A 20337-nucleotide genomic window follows, 5' to 3' on the forward strand; every position below is an offset into this window, starting at 1 on the left:
AACTCCTCCCGATCTTTATGGGAGTGTTTGCCATCGCTTCATTTTCCCGAAAATCCCGGTTAATCCGCCAACACTTTCAAAAAAATCTATAAGATGAACCCTGGTTTGTTCCGCGTGCCGATGTGGTAGAAAGGTGCCATGTCCTATCTCGATAATGTCCGTGTCTTCGTTCGCGTGGTCGAACTTGGTACTCTTTCGGCAGCAGGCCGCGACCAGCGCGTCACGCCTGCGGTTGCGAGCAACCGCATCAAGGAACTCGAGCGTCATCTCGGCGTGCGCCTCTTCAATCGCACGACGCGTAAGCTGTCGCCGACCGAACATGGCCGCGTCTTCTACGAAAAGGCAGTGAAGATCATCGAGGCTGTCAACGAGGCGGAAGCGGCGATCGCCGATCTCTCACGCAATCCGAAGGGGTCGCTGAGGATCACGGCACCGCTCGGTATCGGCCGGCGGCTGATCGCCTCGGGTATTCCAGAGTTTCATGACAAATATCCGGATATCGAGGTGCGCGTCCGCCTGTCGGACCACAATGTCGATATCCTTGCTGAGGGTGTCGACGTCGCCTTCAAGCTTGGCGTGCTGGAAGATTCAAACCTGCGCATGCGCGGCATCCTCAATTGCGAGCGGGTGCTGTGCGCTTCGCCGGCCTATCTCGCGCGCCGCGGCGTACCGCCGACTGCGGATGCTCTAATTGCCGACAAACACGACTGTCTTCTGCTGCGCTATCCTGGCTCGAAGGAATATTACTGGACGCTGGTGACCGCAGAAGGCCCCCGCAAATTCGAAGTCGCAGGCCCTTATGACAGCGACGACGGCGACGTGCTGACACAATGGGCGCTGGAAGACCGCGGGATCATCAACAAGCCGCTGTTTGAGGTGAAGGCCTATCTCAGGGAAGGGCGATTGGTGGAGATCCTGAAGGAAAGTCCGCCGGCTCCGGTTCAGCTCGCCGCCATCTATCCTCACAAGCGTTTCCAGGATCCGAAGGTCCGCCTGATGATCGATTTCATGGCGGAGCGCTGTCAGCGGCTGATCGGCAAGCTGCTCGAGGACGAGCCGGCGGCTAAAGCTACGGGCGGTTAACGCTGCTCGCAAGCCTTGCATGATCCGCCGTCCAGCTCAGCGCCGCCGTCATGATCTCTGCGGCCGCAAGCGTTGCGATAACGGTCGGGCGTTTGTCTTTCATAGCCGTCCCGCCGATCGGGCAGACAAGACGATCGAAAAGCTCCGCATGGCCGGTTTCGCGCGACAGCCAATTGCGGAAGGTGGCGCGCTTCGTCTTGGAGCCGATCATGCCGACATAAGCGGCATCCGAGCGCTTGAGCGCCTCTGCTGCAATCAGGAAATCGAGTGCGTGGTCATGGGTGAGGATGACGAAGCTGCTGCCGGCCGGCGCGTCGCGGACGACAGCCTCGGGCATGGCCGTGAGACAGGTCTCGACGCCCGGCACGGTACTGGCGACGAGCTCCTCCTCTCGCGTATCGACAAGCACGACGCGTAACGGCGCCAGCGAAAGCGCCATGGCGAGGGCATCGCCGACATGACCGGCGCCGAAAACATAGACATGTGGGCGCGCGGCCATCTCGCGGTCGCTCCGATCTATGAGATCATTCGCAAGCCTGGGGCTAAGGGCGGTGAAGGCAAGGCCCACCCGGCCTCCGCAACACTGCCCGATCTCCGGCCCGAGCGGCACGCTCATCGGCTCGGCCGTAAGACCTGAGCGCAAGGCGCGGCGCGCCTGGTCGATCGCCATATATTCGAGTTGCCCGCCGCCGATCGTCGCAAAAATCGCTCGTTCCGACACCAGCATCCAGGCATCGGTATCGCGTGGCGCCGAACCCGCGACACCCATGACTTCGACGAGCATCGACATCGGCTCCCGACGCAGGAAATCGCGGATGTCTTCGCGGGCAGGCATCATCTCACTCCTTTTGTGCAGCCTTGAGACGTTCGATCGCCATCAGCACCCGTTCGGGCGTTGCCGGCGCGTCGAGACGCGGGCAGATCTTGTGGTCGGCTACGCTCGCCACGGCATCCGATAAAGCGTGCAGAACGGCAAGGCCGAGCGGCAGCGGCGGCTCGCCGACCGCCTTGGAACGATGGATCGTCGGCTCATAGGCCTCCGACCAGTCGGTCAATGCCACATTGAAGATCTTCGGGCGGTCCGATGCAAGCGGGATCTTGTAAGTGGAGGGCGCATGAGTGCGCAGCCGCCCCTTGCCGTCCCACCAGAGCTCTTCCGTCGTCAGCCAGCCCATGCCTTGAATGAAGCCACCCTCGACCTGGCCGATGTCGATGGCCTTGTTCAGCGAGCGGCCTGTATCGTGCAGGATATCGGTGCGTTCGACGACATATTCGCCGGTCAGCGTGTCGATCGACACTTCCGAGCAAGCAGCGCCATAAGCATAGTAGTAGAAGGCATGGCCGCGGCCGGCCTTGCGGTCCCAATGGATCTTCGGCGTCTTGTAGAAACCGGCGGCCGAAAGCTGGACGCGGGCCATATAAGCCTTCTTGATGAGATCGGGGAAGGACATTTCGACATCGCCGATGCGCACGCGGTTGGGCAGGAACGCCACCTGATCGCGGGGAACCTGATGGCTTTCCGCGGCAAAGGCGATCAGTCGTTCCTTGATCTGGCGCGCGGCGTTTTGCGCCGCCATGCCGTTCAAGTCCGCGCCCGAGGAGGCGGCGGTCGGCGAGGTGTTCGGCACCTTTGCCGTCGTCGTCGCCGTGATCTTCACCCGGTCAAGATCGATCTGGAATTCTTCCGCCACCACCTGCGCCACCTTCAGGTGCAGGCCTTGCCCCATCTCGGTGCCGCCATGGTTCATGTGCACGGAGCCGTCGCTATAGACATGCACGAGAGCACCGGCCTGGTTCGATTCCGTCTTCGTGAAGGAGATGCCGAATTTGACCGGGGTCAGCGCGATGCCGCGCTTGACGATACGGCTCTTCGCATTGAACTCGGCGATTGCCTTGCGGCGGCCTGCATAATCGGCGCTTTCCTCCAGCTCCGCAACGATGCGCTGGATGATGCAGTCCTCGACCTTCTGGTGATAGGGGGTGAGGTTGCGTTCGCCTTGAACGCCCATTGCGTCGTAGAAATTCAGCTTGCGGATGTCGAGCGGGTCTTTGCCGACGGCGTAGGCCACCTCGTCGATAACGCGTTCGGCACCTACCATCCCCTGCGGACCGCCGAAGCCGCGGAAGGCCGTGTTGGAGACGGTGTTGGTATAGAGCGGCGCCGACTTTGCCTGCACATGCGGAAAGAAATAGGCATTGTCGCAGTGAAACAGCGCACGATCACCGACCGGGCCGGAAAGGTCGGCCGAGAAGCCGGCCCGGAGCGCAAACGTATAGTCCACGGCGAGGATGCGGCCCTCGTCGTCAAAGCCGACATCGTAGTCGATGGCAAAATCATGCCGTTTGCCGGTCGCGACCATGTCCTCATCGCGGTCGAGCCGGACCTTGACGGCACGCTTTAGCTTCTTGGCGGCAATGGCTGCAATTGCGGCACATTGGTTCGCCTGGGTTTCCTTGCCGCCGAAGCCGCCACCCATGCGGCGAACCTCGATCGTAACAGCATTGCTCGGCACGCCGAGCGCGTGGGCAACCATATGCTGCGTTTCGCTCGGGCCTTGGGTCGAGCAATAGACGACGACCTCGTCGTCCTCGCCGGGGACAGCTAGGGAAACCTGGCCTTCAAGATAGAAATGATCCTGGCCGCCAAGCCGCATGCGGCCCTTCACGCGGCGCGGAGCGCTCTTGAGGGCGGCATCCACATCGCCTCGTTTCAGCGTCAGCGGCGTGACGACCTGCCGATGGGTCGAAACGTCGAGATCCCTGATGTCAATATCAGCAGGCAATTCCTCGTACTCGATCTTTGCCAGCCTTGCGGCGCGGCGAGCCTGCTCGCGCGTTTCGGCGATTACGCAGAAGATCGGCTGGCCGTGAAACTCGACCTTGCCGGCAGCAAGCACCGGGTCGTCGTTCATGTAGGAGGGCGAGATATCGTTGACGCCAGGCACGTCCTCATGGGTCAATACTGCAACGACGCCGGGGGCCGCCCGCACGGCGGTAAGATTGACGGATTTCAGGATGCCATGGGCGACGGTGGATAGGCCAAGCCCTGCATGCAGCGTTCCGGTCGGTTCGGTAATGTCGTCGATATAAACGGCTGCGCCGGAAACATGCTTGTGCGCGGAGTCATGACGAGGGCTGGTATGAACCCCGCCCACGATGCTTTCGGCCTTGATGTCTGAAGCGTGTTTGTTCATGGCCTATGCGCCTCATATCTGGACACCTGAACCGGTGCCTCATTGGACGTCGTTTCCAGGTAGAAACGGAGCAGAAGGTTCCTGGCTGCGAGCGCACGATATTCCGCCGTGGCGCGCATGTCGGTCAGCGGCGAATAATCCTCGGCGTATTTCTCCATCGCCAGATTTACAGTTTGCTCGTTCCAGGGCTGGCCGAGCAATGCCTTTTCGACGGTAAAGGCTCGTTTCGGCGTGGCCGCCATGCCGCCATAGGCGATCCGGATTTCTGCGACCGTACCGTCGGCGGCAAGTGCGAGGCGGAAGGCGCCGAGCGTGGCCGTGATGTCCTCGTCCCGTCGCTTCGTCACCTTGTAGACGGCGAACATTTCGCCTATTGCCGGAACCGGAATATGCACGGCTTCAACGAATTCGCCGGGCTGGCGGTCCTGCTTGCCGTAGGCGATGAAGAAGTCCTCAAGCTGAATGGTGCGCCGGGCGGCGCCCTTGCGTAAGGTCAGCGATGCACCGCGCGCGATCAAGGCCGGCGGCGTATCGCCGATCGGCGAACCGTTGGCGATGTTGCCGCCGATCGTTCCCATATTGCGCACCTGCTGGCCGCCGATGCGGGCAATCAGCGGCCCGAGAGCCGGGATATGCTCAGACAGCGTCGCGACCGCCTCCGAATAGGTGACGCCGGCGCCGATGGTGATAAGCCCACCTTTCACCACGATCGATTTCAACTCCTGCAGCCCGGCAATGAACACGACCGGCTTGATATCGCGCATGTGCTTGGTGACCCAAAGACCGACATCGGTCGAGCCGGCTACCACTGTTGCCGTCGGCGATGCCTCCAGAACCGAAGCGAAATCATCAAGGTTCGCTGGCACGATCAGGCGATTGCGACCCTCGCCGATTTCGACTCGGGCACCGTCGACAAGAGCCTTCAGCCGCGCAGTCATGGTTTCGCGCTCGACAAGCAGGGGATCGTTCTGCGTACCGCCATAGTTGGAGATTGCGCGGGCCGCGCGCAGGATCGGCTCATAGCCGGTGCAGCGACAGAGATTGCCCTGCAGTGCCGTTTCGATCTGCTGGTCCGTGGGTTTCGGCGTCTGCATCCACAAACCATAGAGCGACATCACGAAGCCAGGTGTACAAAAACCGCATTGCGATCCATGGAAATCGACCATCGCCTGCTGCACCGGATGCAGGTGCTCGCCGCTGGCTGCCAGATGCTCAACGGTGACGACGTGGCAGCCGTCGAGCGAGCCAAGGAAGCGAATGCAGGCATTGACGCTCTCATAGACGAGTTCGCCCGCCGGCGTCAGGCGTCCGACCAATACAGTGCAGGCGCCGCAGTCGCCCTCGGCGCAGCCTTCCTTCGTGCCCTTCAGCGAGCGGGAGAGGCGCAGCCAGTCGAGTAGCGTCTGGTCTGGCGCGATGTCCCGGAGCGCAACGTCCTCGCCGTTCAGGATGAAGCGCAGTTCGGAGCGGATTCTTGCAGCGATCATCGATCAGCTCCCACGATAGGTGGAATAGCTGTAGGGCGAAAGGAGGAGCGGCACGTGGTAATGCGCGCCCTCGTCTGCAAGGCCGAAGCGGATCGGAATGATATCCAGAAACATTGGGCCATCCGATGTGCGACCAAGATAGTCTCCAGCATGAAAGCGCAGCTCGTAGGTGCCGGTCTTCATGGCTTCGTCAGACAGCAGCGGCGCATCGCAACGGCCGTCATCATTGGTTTGCGCGGATTTCACAAGGTGCAGTTCATCGCCGTCGATCCGGTAGAGATCGATGCGCAAGCCCTGAGCTGGCTTGCCGCGCGCCGTGTCCAGCACGTGGGTCGTGAGCCGGCCGGCTCCGGGCGAATGAGGCTGCATGTTTTTCTCCCGAACGAAGTTCTCGTGTTCCACTATCCGCCAGGCCCATTCCCATGAAAAGCAGCTGTAGCGTTCGAGACTTTCAAATTTTCCAGGGGGAATGGCGCATGCGATTTGCGGTTAGACATTGGGTATCGAAAACGTTTGGAGGAACGTTTCATACGATATCGCGGCGGGACGGATGAGCTCGGCCCGTGCAATTCGCATGCACCAAGGCGGCGAAATACGTGCGATATGGCGATATGCATTTCATGAAAAGGCAGGTTTCCGCCGGTGTCGTTGCATGGCGGAAGTGATGAGTGCGCCGATTTTCGACTGGCCCTGATGCGTATCGGGTCGAGGCGCTTGGCTGCAGAAAAGCCTTCCCGCAGCTAGCGGGAAACCGATGCCGCGGTCTTCGCGATCACCATCGGTAATGATCGACTATGGAAATAGCCGCGGCATGACGAAGTGCCAGCCGCGCTCCGGTCGATTTCTGCTGCCCGCACCGCGGGTCAAGCATCGTACCCAAGCGAACATATCGTCGATCGAGGAAGAGGTGATTTCGGAGAATGGAAACGGGAGACCATCAATGAAAGTGATCGAAATTCAGCTGCTGACGAGAGCCGCATTCGCGCCTTTCGGCGATGTGATCGAAATGGAGGGTGCGCACAGCTTTCCCATCAACGCCGGCAAATGCGTTCGCTATCATGACCTCGCAAAGGTCGAAGCGATCGGTGAGGAAGCGCGCACGATGATCAGCTGGCTGCGCGGCGAGCCCTATCCACTGCCGCTGGAACTGAAAATGGTCGAGCGGCATCCTCTCGGCAGCCAGGCCTTCGTTCCGCTCTCGAGCCATCCGTTCCTCGTCGTTGCGGCTCACGAAACGGACAACGGTCCAGGCGAGCCTGTTGCTTTTCGCACCAGGCCGGGGCAGGGCGTCAATATCTGGCGCAACGTCTGGCATGGCATCCTGACACCCCTCGACGGCATCTCCGACTTCATCGTCGTCGATCGCGGCGGCAAGGGTGTCAATCTCGAGGAGCATTTCTACAAAGAGACGTTTTTGATCCGCTGAAAGGAGCTGGATCGGTTCAGATATCGGAAGGGGCGCTGCCATCGCAACGCCCCTTATTTGCTAGAGCAAGTTCCCTTTTCCAACAGCTCTCGAATGCCAAAAGACCGGGTCATTCCAGCGAATGATCCGGTCTTGCATTTAATACCTGCAGTTAGTCCGCGAAGAAGGCGAAGCGCACGACAAACAGGGCGGCGACGATCTGCGTTGCCGGATGCAGCACCGACCAGCGGCCGGTGAAGACCTTCACGGCAACATAGGTGATGAAGCCGAAGGCAAGGCCGTTGGCGATCGAATAAGTGAAGGGCATGGCAAGCGCGGTGATTGCCGCCGGTGCCGCTTCGGTCAGGTCATCCCATTCGATCTCGGTCAGCTCGCGCATCATCAGGCCGGCGACATAGAGCAGCGCCGGAGCCGTCGCATAGGCGGGAACGGAAGCTGCGAGCGGCGAGAAGAAGAGAGCCGCAATGAAGAGGGCTGCGATGGTGATCGCGGTCAGGCCTGTGCGGCCGCCGGCCTGCACGCCCGAAGCGCTTTCCACGAAGGCCGTCGTGCTGCTCGTGCCCATCAGCGAGCCGGCGACGATGGCGGCGCTGTCGGCAAGCAGAGCCCTGCTCAAGCGGTTCGGCTTTCCGTCCTGGATGAGGTTCGCCCGCTTGGCAATGCCGATCAGCGTCCCCGTGGCGTCGAAGACTTCGACCAACACGAAGACGAGGATGATATGCACCAGGCCGCCATGGAGAGCGCCGACGATGTCGAGCTGCAAAAAGGTCGGGATGATCGACGGCGGCGCCGAAACGATGCCATGAAACTCGCTGACGCCGAAGATCCAGGAGAGGATGGTAACGGCGAGAATGCCGATGAGGATAGACCCCCTGACCTTCAGTGCGTCGAGAACGGCGATGACGAAGAAGCCGAAGATTGCGAGAAGGGGGCCGGTCTGTTTAAGGTCGCCGAGGCCGACGAGGGTCGCTTTGTTGGCGACGACGATGCCGGCGCTCTTCAGCGCAATGATCGCCAGGAAGAGACCGATACCGGCGGCAATTGCGCTTCTAAGCGAATGCGGGATGCCGGCGATCAGCCAGCTGCGCACGCCGGTCACCGTCAATAGGACGAAGATGCAACCGGAAATGAAGACCGCGCCGAGCGCCTGCTGCCAGGTAAAGCCCAGAGCCGAAACCACGGTGAAAGCGAAGAAGGCATTGAGCCCCATGCCAGGTGCCATGCCGATCGGCCAATTGGCGACGAGGCCCATGACGATCGAACCCAGCGCGGCTGCGAGACAGGTGGCGACAAAGACCGCATTGCGGTCCATACCAGTCGTCGACAGAATGTCCGGATTGACGAAGATGATATAGGACATCGTCAGGAACGTCGTCACGCCGGCGATGAGTTCGGTGCGCACGGACGTGCCGTGTTCACTCAATTTGAAAAGTCGTTCAAGCATTGTTCCTCCCTAAGCGTTCCCGACGCTCGTCAAATCATGGGGCTTGCCTCGCATCTCCTCCAGATGCGGGCCGCGAGAAGCGGCTTTCAACGCTTCGTGGCGAGGGGGGATTGTGCGCTTTTAATGGCTTTGCGCGCTAGAGCCGGATTTCCCCGCAATTCGCGAAAGACATTCTAATTTTTCAAGCTATTTCGGCGCGAATTTCTTCTGAGTTGGGCGCCGTTATTGGGTGGCCGAAGCCATCGCTCCGTCCTGCGCAACCGCGCGATGCAGCGGAGGCAAGAGGATATGCATGATATTTATCGCGGCAAGGTGAGAAAGCCAAACTATTTCCGCCGGATGGTGAAATCGCGAAGGCCACACAGATGGCGGCCATGGGGAGTGCGGCGAGCCTCCATATCTAAAATGGAGGCCGACCGAAATTGTAAATTCCAATCCGAACGGAGCGCCCGATCATAATTGTCCGGCGCGATATTGATCGGCGATGTTCCTGCAGGCGCGGATGGTCAGAGCCATCACGGTCAGCGTGGTGCCGGCAATGCCGCTGCCCGGAAAGGCGGAAGCATCCGTCACGAGCAAGTTGGGTATGTCCCAGCTCTGATTATGGGCGTTGAGGACGGATTCCTGGCTCGATGTCCCCATGCGCGCACCGCCGGTTTCGTGTATGGCGGCGCCCATGCACATGGTCTTGCGGAACCACGAGCGGAACATGAAGCGGCTGAACGGATCGGCATCGGGAAAGGCGCCGCGACCCATTTCCCTGAGGCCGGTAGGCGAGCCGATGAATTCCAGCTCGCCGCCGACGCCACGCACCATGTCGATCAGCACTTCTTCCTGCCGGCGCAGCAGGGCATGTTCCTCCTCGCCCATGGCGCATCGGATATGAGGAACGGGGATGCCCCAGGCGTCCTTGCGCTTTGCATCGAGCGTGATGCGATTGTCGGCATAGGGCAGCATGCGGCCGAAGCCGAAGAAGGCCAGCCGCGAAGGCTCGTCATCCGGTGTCGGCGCTCGGCCGATGCTTCCCTGATAGTCGAAATCGTCGCGGCCGGCGTCGCCCTCTCCAAAGCGCGGCACGAAGATGCCGCCGGATGGATTGTAGAAGGGGTCAATAGGCGCGGAATCATCGGTCGCCCATCCCTTCGCCTTGGAGAAGGAGCCGAAGGCAAGGCATGGCAGCTGGTCCATGAAATAGCGCCCGAGTGCCCCCGAGCTGTTGCCAAGGCCATGTGGGTGGCGAGCCGTGGTCGAGTTGAGAAGTAGCCGCACGCTTTCGATCGGCGATGCCGAGAGCACGGCGATGGCAGCGCGGGCGGTTTCGACCTTTCCAGTCGCGCGATCGATGAACTCGGCGCCCGTCGCCCGGCCGCCGGCATCGTCGGTGGTGATACGGCGCACGATGGCATCGTGGCGGATGGTCAGCCGTCCGGTCGCCAACGCCTCGCGCAGCGGTTTCGGCGTCCGTTCAGCATCGGGCGCGATATAGCGCCAGGAAACGACATGCCGCTTCGGCCAGCGTCCTTCGACTTCCGTCTTGAAGATTTCTTCAGCCGGCGTCAGCTTTGCCGGATGGGCGTAGACGCCGTCGGGCAATGTCTCCACGCCATCTTCATTGCCATAAAGGCCGAGGCTCGCTTCGACCTCGGCATAAAAAGGCGCGAGCTCGTCATAGGAAACCGGCCAGTCGACGCCCTTGCCGGTCTTCGAGCGGATCTTGAAATCATCGTCCGTCCAGCGCAGCAACACCCGGCCGAAGCTGTGCAGGCGGCCGCCGCCCTGACGGCCTCGTATCCACAGGAATGGTGCATCCTTCGGCGTCGTATACGGGTTCTTGCGATCGTTGACGAAGAAATGGCTGAAGCGCTCGGTAAAGAAGGCGGCGCGCGCCTGGATGGGCTGGCCCTTCAGCGTGGCGCGTGCGCGCTCCCAGATATTGATGCTGCTTGCCGGCGCCTTCTTGCGGTTCGGATCGAAATCCTTCTGGGTCACGGCTGGGCCGGCTTCGAGCAGCAATACCGACAGCCCTTGGGCAGTCAATTCCTTGGCGGCGAAGGAGCCGGCTGCGCCGGAGCCGATCACCAGCGCGTCATAGTCAGTCTGAGACATGGATAATTTCCGTATGCTGTGAAGTGGTCTTAAAGGCGGGCGCCATCAACGCCGAAGAGGGAGGCCTTGGCGATATCGAGGCCGGGTGCGATCGCCGTACCCGGCTGCAGGATGGCATCTCCCATGATGCGGTAGGAGAGGCTTTGGCCCGCCCAGTCGAACCACAGCACCGTATCGGCGCCCATCGGTTCGACGACCGAGACGGTGCCGGGAACGGTGGGCCAACCCATGTCCGCACCATTCGGCGCGATATGCTCTGGCCGGATGCCGAGCGTCGCGGGACCTGCCTTGGTAGCGCTGAGGAAAGGATAGCCCGCTAGATCGATGGCAAGCCCGTTGCTTTCGAATATCGGTGCGTCCGCCTTCAAAACAATCTCGCCCTCGATGAAGTTCATCGCCGGTGCGCCGATGAAGCCGGCGACGAAGAGATTGGCGGGGCGATGGTAGATTTCGGACGGGCTGGCGAGCTGCTGGATCACGCCGTCCTTCATGATGGCGATGCGATCGGCAAGGGTCAGTGCCTCGACCTGATCATGCGTGACATAGATCATCGTGTTGCCGAGGCTCTGGTGCAGCTTCTTGATCTCGACGCGCAGCTCGTTGCGCAACTTGGCATCGAGATTGGAGAGCGGCTCGTCGAACAGGAATACGTTGACCTCACGCACAAGAGCGCGGCCGATGGCGACGCGCTGGCGCTGACCGCCCGACAATTCCGAAGGCCGACGGTCGAGCAGCTTGTCGAGGTGCAGAAGCGAAGCCGTGCGGGCGACGCGCGCCTCGATCTCGGCTTTGGGAAGACCCGCCACGCGCAGGCCGAAGGACAGATTCTTGCGCACCGACATGCGGGGATAGAGCGCATAGGACTGGAAGACCATGCCGATGCCGCGATCCTTCGGTTCTGCCCAGGTGACGTTCTTGTCCGATATCCAGATTTCGCCGTCGCTGATGTCCTGCAGGCCGGCGATGGAGTTGAGCAGGGTCGACTTTCCGCAGCCGGAGGGTCCGAGCAGCACTAGGAATTCGCGCCGAGCGATGTCGATCGACATCTTTTCGATGACGGTGTGATCGCCATAGGCGATTTTGAGATCCTTGACCGAAACGGCAGGCTGCATGGCGTTACCCCTTGACGGCGCCGGCGGCGACACCACGCAGGAACCAGCGGCCGGAGAAGAAATAGATGGCGAGCGGAACGACGGCGGTGAGAATGGTGGCGGCCATGTTCACATTGTAGGCGCGCTCGCCCATGGTGGTGTTGACGATGTTGTTGAGCTGCACCGTCATTGGCAGATTGTCGCGCCCTGCAAAGACCAGGCCGATCAGGAAGTCGTTCCAGATGCCGGTAAACTGGAAGATCGAGGCGACGACGATCATCGGCACAGACATGGGCAGCATGATCTCGAGGAATATCCGCCAGAAGCCGGCGCCGTCGACGCGGGCCGCCTTGCAGAGCTCTTCGGGAATGGCGACGAAATAGTTGCGGAACAACAGCGTCACCAGTGGCAGGCCGAAGATCACGTGAACGAGGACTACGCCTGCCACCGAATTATAAAGGCTCAGATTGGCGAGCAGCCGCACCAGCGGATAAAGGAAGATCTGGTAGGGGATGAGGCCGCCGGCCATCAGAAGCCCAAACAGCAGGTTCGAGCCTCTCGGCCGCCAGAAGGAGAGGGCATAGCCATTGATCGCGCCTATGAAGACGGAGATTGCTACGGCCGGCACGGTGATTTTGACCGAATTCCAGAAGCCGATGCGCACGCCCAGGCATTGGGTACCCATGCAGGCGCCCGACCAGGCGGTTTTCCACGCGTTGAAGTCGACGATATCAGGCAAGGCGAAGATGCGGCCCTGGCGGATTTCTTCCATCGTCTTCAGCGAGGTGACGAGCATCGTGTAAAGCGGCAGCAGGAAGAAGAGTGCAGACAGGATAAGAAAGGCATAAAGCCCGATCTGGCCTGCGGTGAACCGCGATGGTTTGGGGCCGCGGGGATGGAGAGCCGCCATTAATGTGCTCCCCTTCTTCTGGCGCGCATGTGGAGCGCATAGCGAAACGGCGCGACGGCCATGACCACCGAAAGCACGAGCACGGTGGCGCCGGCACTCGCGAGGCCGAGGTTCTGGCGCTCGAAGAGATTGTCCATGATGAATTTTGCCGGCACTTCGGTCGAGTAGCCGGGGCCGCCACCGGTCTGCGCGACGATGAGGTCATAGGTCTTGATCACGCCCATGGAGAGCAGCATGCCCGATGCGGCAAGCGCCGGCCCAAGCTGCGGCAGGATGATCGAGGTATAGATGCGCCAGACCGGAATGCCGTCGATCTGGGCCGCTTTCCATTGCTCTTCGCCGATCCCGCGCATGCCTGACAGTGCGATGACCATGACGAGGCCAGCACCCTGCCAGACGCCGGCAAAGACCACCGTGTAGATCGCCATGTCGCGATTGACGATCCAATCGAAGACAAAGCTCTGCCAGCCGAGCGCCCTGACGGTCGCCTGAATGCCGAAGGTCGGGTTCAGCATCCACTGCCAGATGAGGCCGGTAACCACGAAGGACATGGCATAGGGGTAAAGAAAGATGGTGCGAAATACGCTTTCGAAGCGAACCTTGCGATCGAGCGCTGCGGCAAGCACGAAGCCGAGAGCAAGGCAGCCGGCGACATAGAGAACGCCGAAGATCAGCACATTTTCTAGCGATGCCAGCCATCGCGATGTCCGGAACAGCTTGGCATATTGGGCAAAGCCGACATAGTTGGAGGACGGGAAGATGGTCGAATCCGTGAAAGACAGGCGCACCGACCAGACCATGGTGCCGATATAGACGAAGATCGCGGCAATCCATGTCGGGAGCAGGGCAAAGTTCGCAGCAAGGGGACGTCTGCGCTTGGCTTGCATTAGCAAACTTTCTCGAAAGATGAGCGGAGCCGATCGACAATTCCGACAATCGGCTCGCTGGAAGGCTATTCGAAGATTGCGAAGAACTTCTTCGCACCTGAGGCGCTGTCTTCGGACGGATTGGTCCAGAACTCGTCGACGAAGTCGTTGAGTGCGCCGGCCTGCTGCGGTGAAAGGATCAGAGCCTGATCCGGCACGATCTTGCCGGCACTCATCAGCTCAAGGCCCTTTTGCGCGCAGACGTCGAGCTTAGATTTGTCGACGTCGGTACGCATCGGCACCGAGCCCTTCCTGAGCGAGAACTCGACCTGCACGGCCGGATCCATGGCGACCTCGGCGAGCAGGACCTGCCCCTTTTGTGCGGCCGCGTCGGCGATCTTCGGGAAGGAGAAGGAGTCGGCGACATAGACCATGCCCGGCGATTGCGGTACAAGCATGCAGCCATAGTCCTTGCCGAGCTCTTTGCCAGCCGCAACGAATTCGCCCTTGGCCCAATCGCCCATGAACTGCACGCCGGCCTTGCCGGTGATGACCATGGCGGTCGCGTCGTTCCAGTTGCGGCCCGCGGCACCTTCATCGACATAGGCGCGGAGCTTGCCGAGAATATCCAGCGTCTTCTTTACGCCTGCAGTCGAGGCGTCGCCCTTGTCCTTGTCGACATAGATCTTGAGGAAGCCGTCAATGCCGACCTGGGTCAGCAGGATCATGTTGAAGACCTTGGATTCCTGCCAGGATTGACCGCCCCAGGCGACAGGCTGGATGCCGGCAGCCTTCAACTTGTCGAGTGCCGAGAAGAATTCGTCCCAGCTCTTCGGCTCGTCGGTAAGGCCAGCCTTGGCGAAGGCCTCCTTGGAATAGAACGCCCAGCTCTCGCCATGGGCGCCGGTCGGAGAGAGATAGACCTTGCCGTTATAGGAGATGAGGTCGTAGATCGATTTCGGCAGGACATCGGCCCATTTGCCGGCTTTCGCTACATCATCGATCGGGTTCATAAGTCCCTGATTGACGAAATCGGTGTTGGCAAGGCCGAGCACGGCCTGCTTGGCAGTCGGAGGGTCGCCTGCGACCAAACGGTTCTGGAAAGCGGCATCGGCCGCTCCGAAACCGGCGATGGAAGAATCCTTCCAGGTGCCACCGCGCTTCTCGAACTCCTGTTTGACGACGCCGAGGGCAGCGGCCTCGCTGCCTGATGTCCAGGAGGTCATCACCTCGGCCTGCGGCTTGTCTTCCGCATGGGCAGGGAGGGAGGCCGTAACGAGTGCGGCTCCCATCAATAGCAATTTCACTGTATTTTTCATCGTTCCACCTCTTCAGGAAAGCCCTCTTGGCGGGGCTATTCGTTTTCGGATTTTTGGTATCAGCGATAGATCGGCAAGAGTGCCTGTCTGACCAGCGTCAGGCCGTTGGCAATATCGCCGACCGGATCGGGCGCTGCATCCAGCTCGAGAATGGCCCAGCCTTCATAGCCACGGTCGCGCAGGAGCCTGGCCCAGCCCGGCCAGTCGACCCGGCCAAGGCCGAAGCCACAGAAATAGGGACGATGGCGGTCATGGATACGCTCGTCGATCACTGTATCGGCGGGCATCGGACCCAGCGCATCCTTCCAATGGGCGATGATGACGCGCTCATGGTGACGGTCGACAAGCTGCAGCGGATCGGAGCCGGCAACGATGATATGCGCCGTATCCGGGCACATATGCACGTAGGCGGGATCGGTCAGCAGCATCAGCAGATCGACATCGCGCGCTGCCGCGAAGATCGAATGTGCCTCGGTGTGGAGAGCAAGCCGCACACCCTTGGCGTAGAGAGCGGCACCGAGACGATTGAGGAAATCGGCAATTTTGCGCGCCTGCTCGAAATCAAAGAACCGCACCGGCTGAGCGCCGAGCGTCTGGCGAAGCGGCGCACCGATGACCATGATATCGCTGCCGCAGGCTTTAAGGAACTCGGCATATTTTTCTGCCTTGTCGATGATGGCGGCCTGCGCTGATGCCTCGGTGAAGTCGCCGGCGGCTTCGAGTTCTGCAAAGAAGCCGCTCGCAAGCGTCAGCCCGCGGCTGGAAAGCTCTGCGGCAAACTTCTCGACCGAACCATAGGTCTTCGTCGCATCCTGCCAGTTGAAGGGCGAGAAGGTCAGCTCCACGCCGGTGACGCCGGAGGCTTGCACGGCATTCAGTATCTTGTCCCAGAAAGCGCGGGGCTCATTGCGCGATAGCGCGATGATGCCGTCATAATCCTCTACGCCCCAAAATCCGGGGTGGAAAAAGGTGACGAGATCGACACCAAAGTGCAGCCGTTCCGTAGAGGTCATGAGACTATCCATTGTTAAGGCATGGAAGATCGCTCGCGGAGCCATGGTCCGCGGTAAATAATCCATAATGATTTCAATGCACTATAATTGGCAAACGTTTGCCGTGCCTAGATAGTAGACAAGTCGTTTTTTTATGCAAGCGATTTTTGGCAAACGTTTGCTAAATGGCTGGGATTGCCGTAGCATTCCCGGGCGATGCGCATGGGGAGGACGCAAAAAAGTGAAGAATAACAAGGATCTGCCGGCAGAAGAGCATTCCGGCCCTCTGATGGCGGATGTCGCACGGCTGGCCGGCGTCGCGATCTCCACGGTTAGCCGGGCACTCGCCAATCCCGGCCGCGTCAACGAAAAGACCCGCGCCAAGATCGATGCCGCTGCCAAGCAGCTCGGCTATACCCCCAATGCCATGGCGAGGGGGCTTCGTGTCGGCAAATCCAATGTCGTCATGATCATTCTGCCAGGCTCACTCTATTACGGTGTTTCGCAGGTCATTCCCCTGGTTCTGCAGGGGATAAACCGCTCGTTGAGCCAGAATGGCTACCATCTCATGATTGCCAACCTCGATCGCGACGAGGCTTCGGAGCGCCATATTCTCGATCTGGCTTTCGGCGGCACGGTTCGCGGTGCCATCATTCTCTCCTCGGATCTGCCGGTCCATGGCGGTCGGTCGCTTAAGGATTCGGCCCTGCCGATCGTCTCCCTTTTGTTCGATATGAGCCACGCAGCCCTGCCGAGTGTCGTAACCAATGATCGGCAAGCCGTTCGCGATGCCACGACCGAATTGATTGCTCGCGGCCACCGGCGTTTCCTTTATCTTGCCGGTCCCGAGGGCAATTACCATGACCGAGAACGCTATCTGGGTGCCGTTGAAGCGCTTGCTGCTGCGGGTCTGCCGGAGACGGCGATCGTCAGGTCCGGCGGCAGCCTTGATTATCAGCATGGTTTCCAGATCGGCGTCACTGCGGCAGCGGAATTTGCCGATCTCATCTTGAAGCCCACGGCCGTCATTGCCACCAGCGACGACATGGCGATTTCTTTCATGAGCTGCGTTCAACGCATGGGTTGGAAGATTCCAACCGATCTTTCCATTGTGTCCTTCGACGGCGCCCCGGTCTGTGAGTATTCGCTGCCGCCATTGTCGACCATCGAACAGCCGGTGGAGGAAATGGGGCAGATGGCCGTGAGCTTGCTGATGGAACGGATCGACGCGCCAGATAAGGCAACGGCCTTGCGTCATGTCATCGAAAGCAAGCTCATTCGGCGCGAAAGCTTTGGTTCGGCGCCGTCAAATGTTTAGGGACATCATCCGAGCGTTAAAGACCCCCCGCTCTAAAGACGTTATTATAGCGAGAGCGTCCATGCTCTCTCCGCTCACCGTATGACATTCGGTATGGAGCGTTCGATCCGGACATCCAGGCGAATGACACGGGTGCTGAGTGTTTGAGATTCGCGCAACGTCTCGAAAACAGGCAGGAAAACCGGACGGATGATGGTAAACCACGAAGCGACATCATCGATACCGGCGCTGACACTTGCGGCCGCGCCGCTTTCATCCCTGCCAACGATCAAAAGATTACCGGCCAGTGGCGAGGAGTGCCCCTTCAAATCCGTAACGCTCGAAAGGCCGTCGATAAGACCATTGTTATCGGTATAGAGAAGATGCGCATCCTCGATGCCGATAACAGCAACCTTGCTGGCCCTCACCAGCTTGCGGATGTACTCGGTGCGGTTGCCGGCGGGAAGCATCACCGTGCGAATGGTTCCATCAGCCGGATTTAAAAGATACGACTTGGCTTCGGGCGAGGAAATTTCTTCAGTTTTCTCTTCGACAAGGCGTGGTTCCAGCGCAGGGAGGAGTCGCAGCTTTGTTCGCGCTCTCCCCTGGGATCCAGATCGGCCATAGCTATCCGTCATTCACCGTTCCCTTGCCACATCGAGAATTAGCATCGGAAGAGACAGGGGCTTATAGGCGTGAGATTATGCAACTTTTGCAAGCATCAAAATTCGCTCGGTGTGTTGCCTTTTCTTCAACGGGAGAGCGGCTCTCAATCTCCTGCGTTCGAATAGTTTCACGGAGATAATCATAAGACTCGCGGCCTTGCTGCATGCCGCTTAAGGAAGAGGATCAGCGGAAGTCAGGTGGCAGCGTGGATAAGTATAGTATCCTGCCTCGATGGGGAACGGCTATTCAAACGGATTGGCCGATGTTTTTCCATTGAAGAGAAATCTCATCAAAATACTTCTCAAAGTATCTGCGCGCAATGATTGAAGTCATCGAGAGACTGCGCTTGGGATCGACGATCAGAGAAAGCACCATCGGCGGTAAGTCGTTGTCCGCTATGCGGGCGTAGTGCAATCCAACCTCATGGGGAAGAGGCCTGCCGGCAGGCATGGCCGTCACGCCGAAACCGCAGCCCTCGCGGACCATGGAGCGCATGAGCGACAGGCTATTGGTGGTCAAGATTGGCTGAAAGCGGATGTCGATACGGGCGGCGGCGATATCGACGATATCCCGCAGGTGGCTACTGGTGTCGGGTACAATTGTCGGACTCTTGAAGAATTCGTCTATGGATATGCTCTCGGGCCGTTCAAGATGGAGATCTCCCGGCAGCATGGCAATGAGATGAAAGTCGGCGGAACGCGTGACGACCACTCCCGGCAAGGGCAGGGGGCTGAATGTTAGGCCGAAGTCTGCGCCCCCATCCCTTACCAGCTGCCGCACACGGTCGGAATCCTCCACTGCGATCGCATTGCGGATACGAGGATGATCCTTCGTGAACCGCGCAATCACTGCGGGCAGGAAATCGGGCACCGCTTCTTGCGACGAGGCTATTTTCACCTCGCCGCGGCGAAGTCCTTTCAGCTCCTCGATTTCGGATTTGATGCGGGAAAGGTCCTTATTCCATTCCCTATAGCCATTGACGAGCAATTCGCCCGCCGATGTCAGCCGCATGCCGCGCGGCAGGCGCTCGAAGAGAGTGACACCAAACTCCTCCTCGGCGCTGATGAGCTGTTTGTTGATCGCTGAAGCCGATACGTTCAGCTTTTCGGCGGCCTTTCTGATCGAGCCGTGATTGGCGATCTCGTCGAGGTAATGCGCGAAGCGGGAAAACAGGAGCCTGCTCATTCGGAGCTATACCTCGTTGAAGAAAAGGAAACATACCAGACGAATTTTGTTGGTTGTAAAAATCGTGTGATCTGGTGTCTATTAAGACGAGAATTTGAATGCAAACAATGTGCCAAAAAGGCCGCAGTGATGTATCTTGAGACTTCTCAAACCTATCAGGTACAGGTTGCGGGCGAAAATTTCAGCCTGCCGATCGTCCGACTGAGCGAGCGGCGTGCGATCGCATTGCTGATGGTAATCGATATGGGGATCCGGTTCGGAGATCTCGTCGGCGATGCCCTTGCCCGTCATTTTGCGCAGTCGAAACCCGATATTGTCGTCGGCAGCGCTACTTTGGGCGTGCCGGTCGCCATAGAGGTTTCGCGGCGCCTTGGTATCGATCAATATGTCATCTTGCAGAAATCGCCCAAATTTCATCTAGCGGATGCCTTGGTCGAGGATGTCCGTTCCATTACGACCGCAGTGCCGCAGCGCCTCTTGCTCGATCGCCGTTCGATAAAACTGCTTCAAGGCAGACGCGTCCTTGTTGTCGACGATGTTATTGCAACCGGTTCCAGCATGGCGGCAGCACTCAGGCTGGTGCGCCGTGCAGGCGCAAACGTCATTGGCGCCGGCGCCATTCTGACCGAGGGTCATGCCTGGCGGAATTTGCTGGGTGATGACGCCCGCCTCGTGACCAGCCTGGGACATATTCCACAGTTCGATATTGTCGACGGGATGGCGACGCCCGATCTCGTCACCGAGAAGGACGCCTGGACGGATGATCAGGCTTCGCCTGGCAAGACTTTGACGCAGTTCGAGCGAAGACGCGCGGCAATCCAAAAGAGCGCAGCAGGGATGTAGGCAAGTCGCCGGTCCCTAGCATGGCTATCTTGAAGCAGCCGGTCCATGATGCGCATGAATGCATTGGCCGATCGATGTCCCCTATGCTAGGTCATGTTTTATATGCAATCTGAAATGGTTTTTACGAACAGAAACACGCATAGTCATTCAGTTCTTGGAAAAGGTTTTTCTGTGAGCCGGCAATCGATCCCTATCTCGATCTCAACTCGGTTGCTTCGCGATCTTCGTTTCAAAAACTCATCCAAGCCTCTGAAGTTCGAGACGTACTGTAACTGAGGTTGGCAGGTGGCGTGTTCACACTGCCTTTCATGATCCGGATGGGCGATTATCCGAGCAAGTGCATGCATTATAGATAAGGCGCTTCCCTGCGCTTGAATGGTCATGGAGAGCCTCTCAGCCGGTTCTCCGGCAATTTTTGGAAATTACTT

At 59.5% G+C, this 20337-nt stretch carries 17 protein-coding genes; 4 read left to right on the forward strand and 13 right to left on the reverse strand.

What is annotated here, in order from left to right:
* Positions 1 to 138: 138 nt before the first annotated feature.
* Positions 139 to 1083, forward strand: a complete 945-nt coding sequence (locus AC13QE_RS01640; RefSeq protein ID WP_488482293.1) for a LysR family transcriptional regulator — start codon at positions 139 to 141, stop codon at positions 1081 to 1083.
* Here AC13QE_RS01640 and xdhC read toward each other — a convergent pair.
* Genes xdhC through uraH form a run of 4 tightly spaced genes read right to left on the reverse strand, consistent with a single transcriptional unit; the run spans position 1070 to position 6133 of the window.
* The gene (gene xdhC / locus AC13QE_RS01645) at positions 1070 to 1921 is read right to left on the reverse strand and encodes a xanthine dehydrogenase accessory protein XdhC (RefSeq protein ID WP_488482294.1); all 852 of its coding nucleotides are present in this window, start codon (positions 1919 to 1921) and stop codon (positions 1070 to 1072) included. The two genes, AC13QE_RS01640 and xdhC, sit on opposite strands and share 14 nt — an antisense overlap.
* 1 nt (position 1922) lies before the next feature.
* Positions 1923 to 4277, reverse strand: coding sequence for a xanthine dehydrogenase molybdopterin binding subunit (gene xdhB / locus AC13QE_RS01650; RefSeq protein WP_488482295.1), 2355 nt, complete (start codon positions 4275 to 4277; stop codon positions 1923 to 1925).
* Positions 4274 to 5764 carry a xanthine dehydrogenase small subunit gene (gene xdhA / locus AC13QE_RS01655; protein WP_488482296.1) on the reverse strand — a complete coding sequence of 497 codons (1491 nt, stop codon included), beginning with the start codon at positions 5762 to 5764 and terminating at the stop codon, positions 4274 to 4276. The genes xdhB and xdhA overlap by 4 nt, the downstream gene beginning before the upstream one ends.
* Before the next feature lie 3 nt (positions 5765 to 5767).
* Entirely contained in the window at positions 5768 to 6133 is a 366-nt protein-coding gene (gene uraH / locus AC13QE_RS01660) for a hydroxyisourate hydrolase (RefSeq protein ID WP_488482297.1), read from the reverse strand.
* A 571-nt stretch (positions 6134 to 6704) separates the two neighbouring features.
* Here uraH and AC13QE_RS01665 point away from each other — a divergent pair.
* Positions 6705 to 7190 carry an ureidoglycolate lyase gene (locus tag AC13QE_RS01665; protein WP_488482298.1) on the forward strand — a complete coding sequence of 162 codons (486 nt, stop codon included), beginning with the start codon at positions 6705 to 6707 and terminating at the stop codon, positions 7188 to 7190.
* A gap of 151 nt (positions 7191 to 7341) precedes the next feature.
* Here AC13QE_RS01665 and AC13QE_RS01670 read toward each other — a convergent pair whose 3' ends face one another.
* The 7 genes from AC13QE_RS01670 to AC13QE_RS01700 form a co-directional block, all read right to left on the reverse strand.
* Positions 7342 to 8634: an NCS2 family permease gene (locus tag AC13QE_RS01670; protein WP_488482299.1), complete on the reverse strand. Its 1293-nt coding sequence runs from the start codon at positions 8632 to 8634 to the stop codon at positions 7342 to 7344.
* 453 nt (positions 8635 to 9087) lie between these two features.
* The gene (locus AC13QE_RS01675) at positions 9088 to 10740 is read right to left on the reverse strand and encodes a GMC oxidoreductase (protein ID WP_488482300.1); all 1653 of its coding nucleotides are present in this window, start codon (positions 10738 to 10740) and stop codon (positions 9088 to 9090) included.
* A gap of 29 nt (positions 10741 to 10769) precedes the next feature.
* Complete coding sequence (locus AC13QE_RS01680; protein ID WP_488482301.1) at positions 10770 to 11852, reverse strand: ABC transporter ATP-binding protein; 1083 nt, start codon at positions 11850 to 11852, stop codon at positions 10770 to 10772.
* A 4-nt stretch (positions 11853 to 11856) separates the two neighbouring features.
* A complete protein-coding gene (locus AC13QE_RS01685; protein WP_488482302.1) occupies positions 11857 to 12741 on the reverse strand; it encodes a carbohydrate ABC transporter permease in 885 nt (294 codons plus the stop codon).
* Positions 12741 to 13628, reverse strand: coding sequence for a carbohydrate ABC transporter permease (locus AC13QE_RS01690; protein WP_488482303.1), 888 nt, complete (start codon positions 13626 to 13628; stop codon positions 12741 to 12743). The genes AC13QE_RS01685 and AC13QE_RS01690 overlap by 1 nt, the downstream gene beginning before the upstream one ends.
* 65 nt (positions 13629 to 13693) lie before the next feature.
* Positions 13694 to 14926, reverse strand: coding sequence for an ABC transporter substrate-binding protein (locus tag AC13QE_RS01695; protein ID WP_488482304.1), 1233 nt, complete (start codon positions 14924 to 14926; stop codon positions 13694 to 13696).
* Between the two features lie 59 nt (positions 14927 to 14985).
* A complete protein-coding gene (locus AC13QE_RS01700) occupies positions 14986 to 15939 on the reverse strand; it encodes a sugar phosphate isomerase/epimerase family protein (protein WP_132721423.1) in 954 nt (317 codons plus the stop codon).
* Positions 15940 to 16159: 220 nt separating this feature from the next.
* Here AC13QE_RS01700 and AC13QE_RS01705 point away from each other — a divergent pair, with 220 nt between their 5' ends.
* A complete protein-coding gene (locus AC13QE_RS01705; RefSeq protein WP_488482305.1) occupies positions 16160 to 17236 on the forward strand; it encodes a LacI family DNA-binding transcriptional regulator in 1077 nt (358 codons plus the stop codon).
* Positions 17237 to 17310: 74 nt separating this feature from the next.
* On the opposite strand, the gene AC13QE_RS01710 is transcribed toward AC13QE_RS01705, so the two are convergent.
* Together AC13QE_RS01710 and AC13QE_RS01715 are read right to left on the reverse strand one after the other, a co-directional pair.
* Positions 17311 to 17853: a hypothetical protein gene (locus tag AC13QE_RS01710; RefSeq protein WP_488482306.1), complete on the reverse strand. Its 543-nt coding sequence runs from the start codon at positions 17851 to 17853 to the stop codon at positions 17311 to 17313.
* A gap of 274 nt (positions 17854 to 18127) precedes the next feature.
* Positions 18128 to 19066 carry a LysR family transcriptional regulator gene (locus tag AC13QE_RS01715; protein WP_488482307.1) on the reverse strand — a complete coding sequence of 313 codons (939 nt, stop codon included), beginning with the start codon at positions 19064 to 19066 and terminating at the stop codon, positions 18128 to 18130.
* On the opposite strand from AC13QE_RS01715, the gene AC13QE_RS01720 reads away from it, so the two are divergent.
* Entirely contained in the window at positions 19010 to 19909 is a 900-nt protein-coding gene (locus tag AC13QE_RS01720; RefSeq protein WP_488482308.1) for a phosphoribosyltransferase family protein, read from the forward strand. The genes AC13QE_RS01715 and AC13QE_RS01720 overlap by 57 nt on opposite strands.
* Positions 19910 to 20337 lie beyond the last annotated feature (428 nt).

The organism is Martinezella sp. CNPSo 3957 (genome assembly GCF_057784395.1).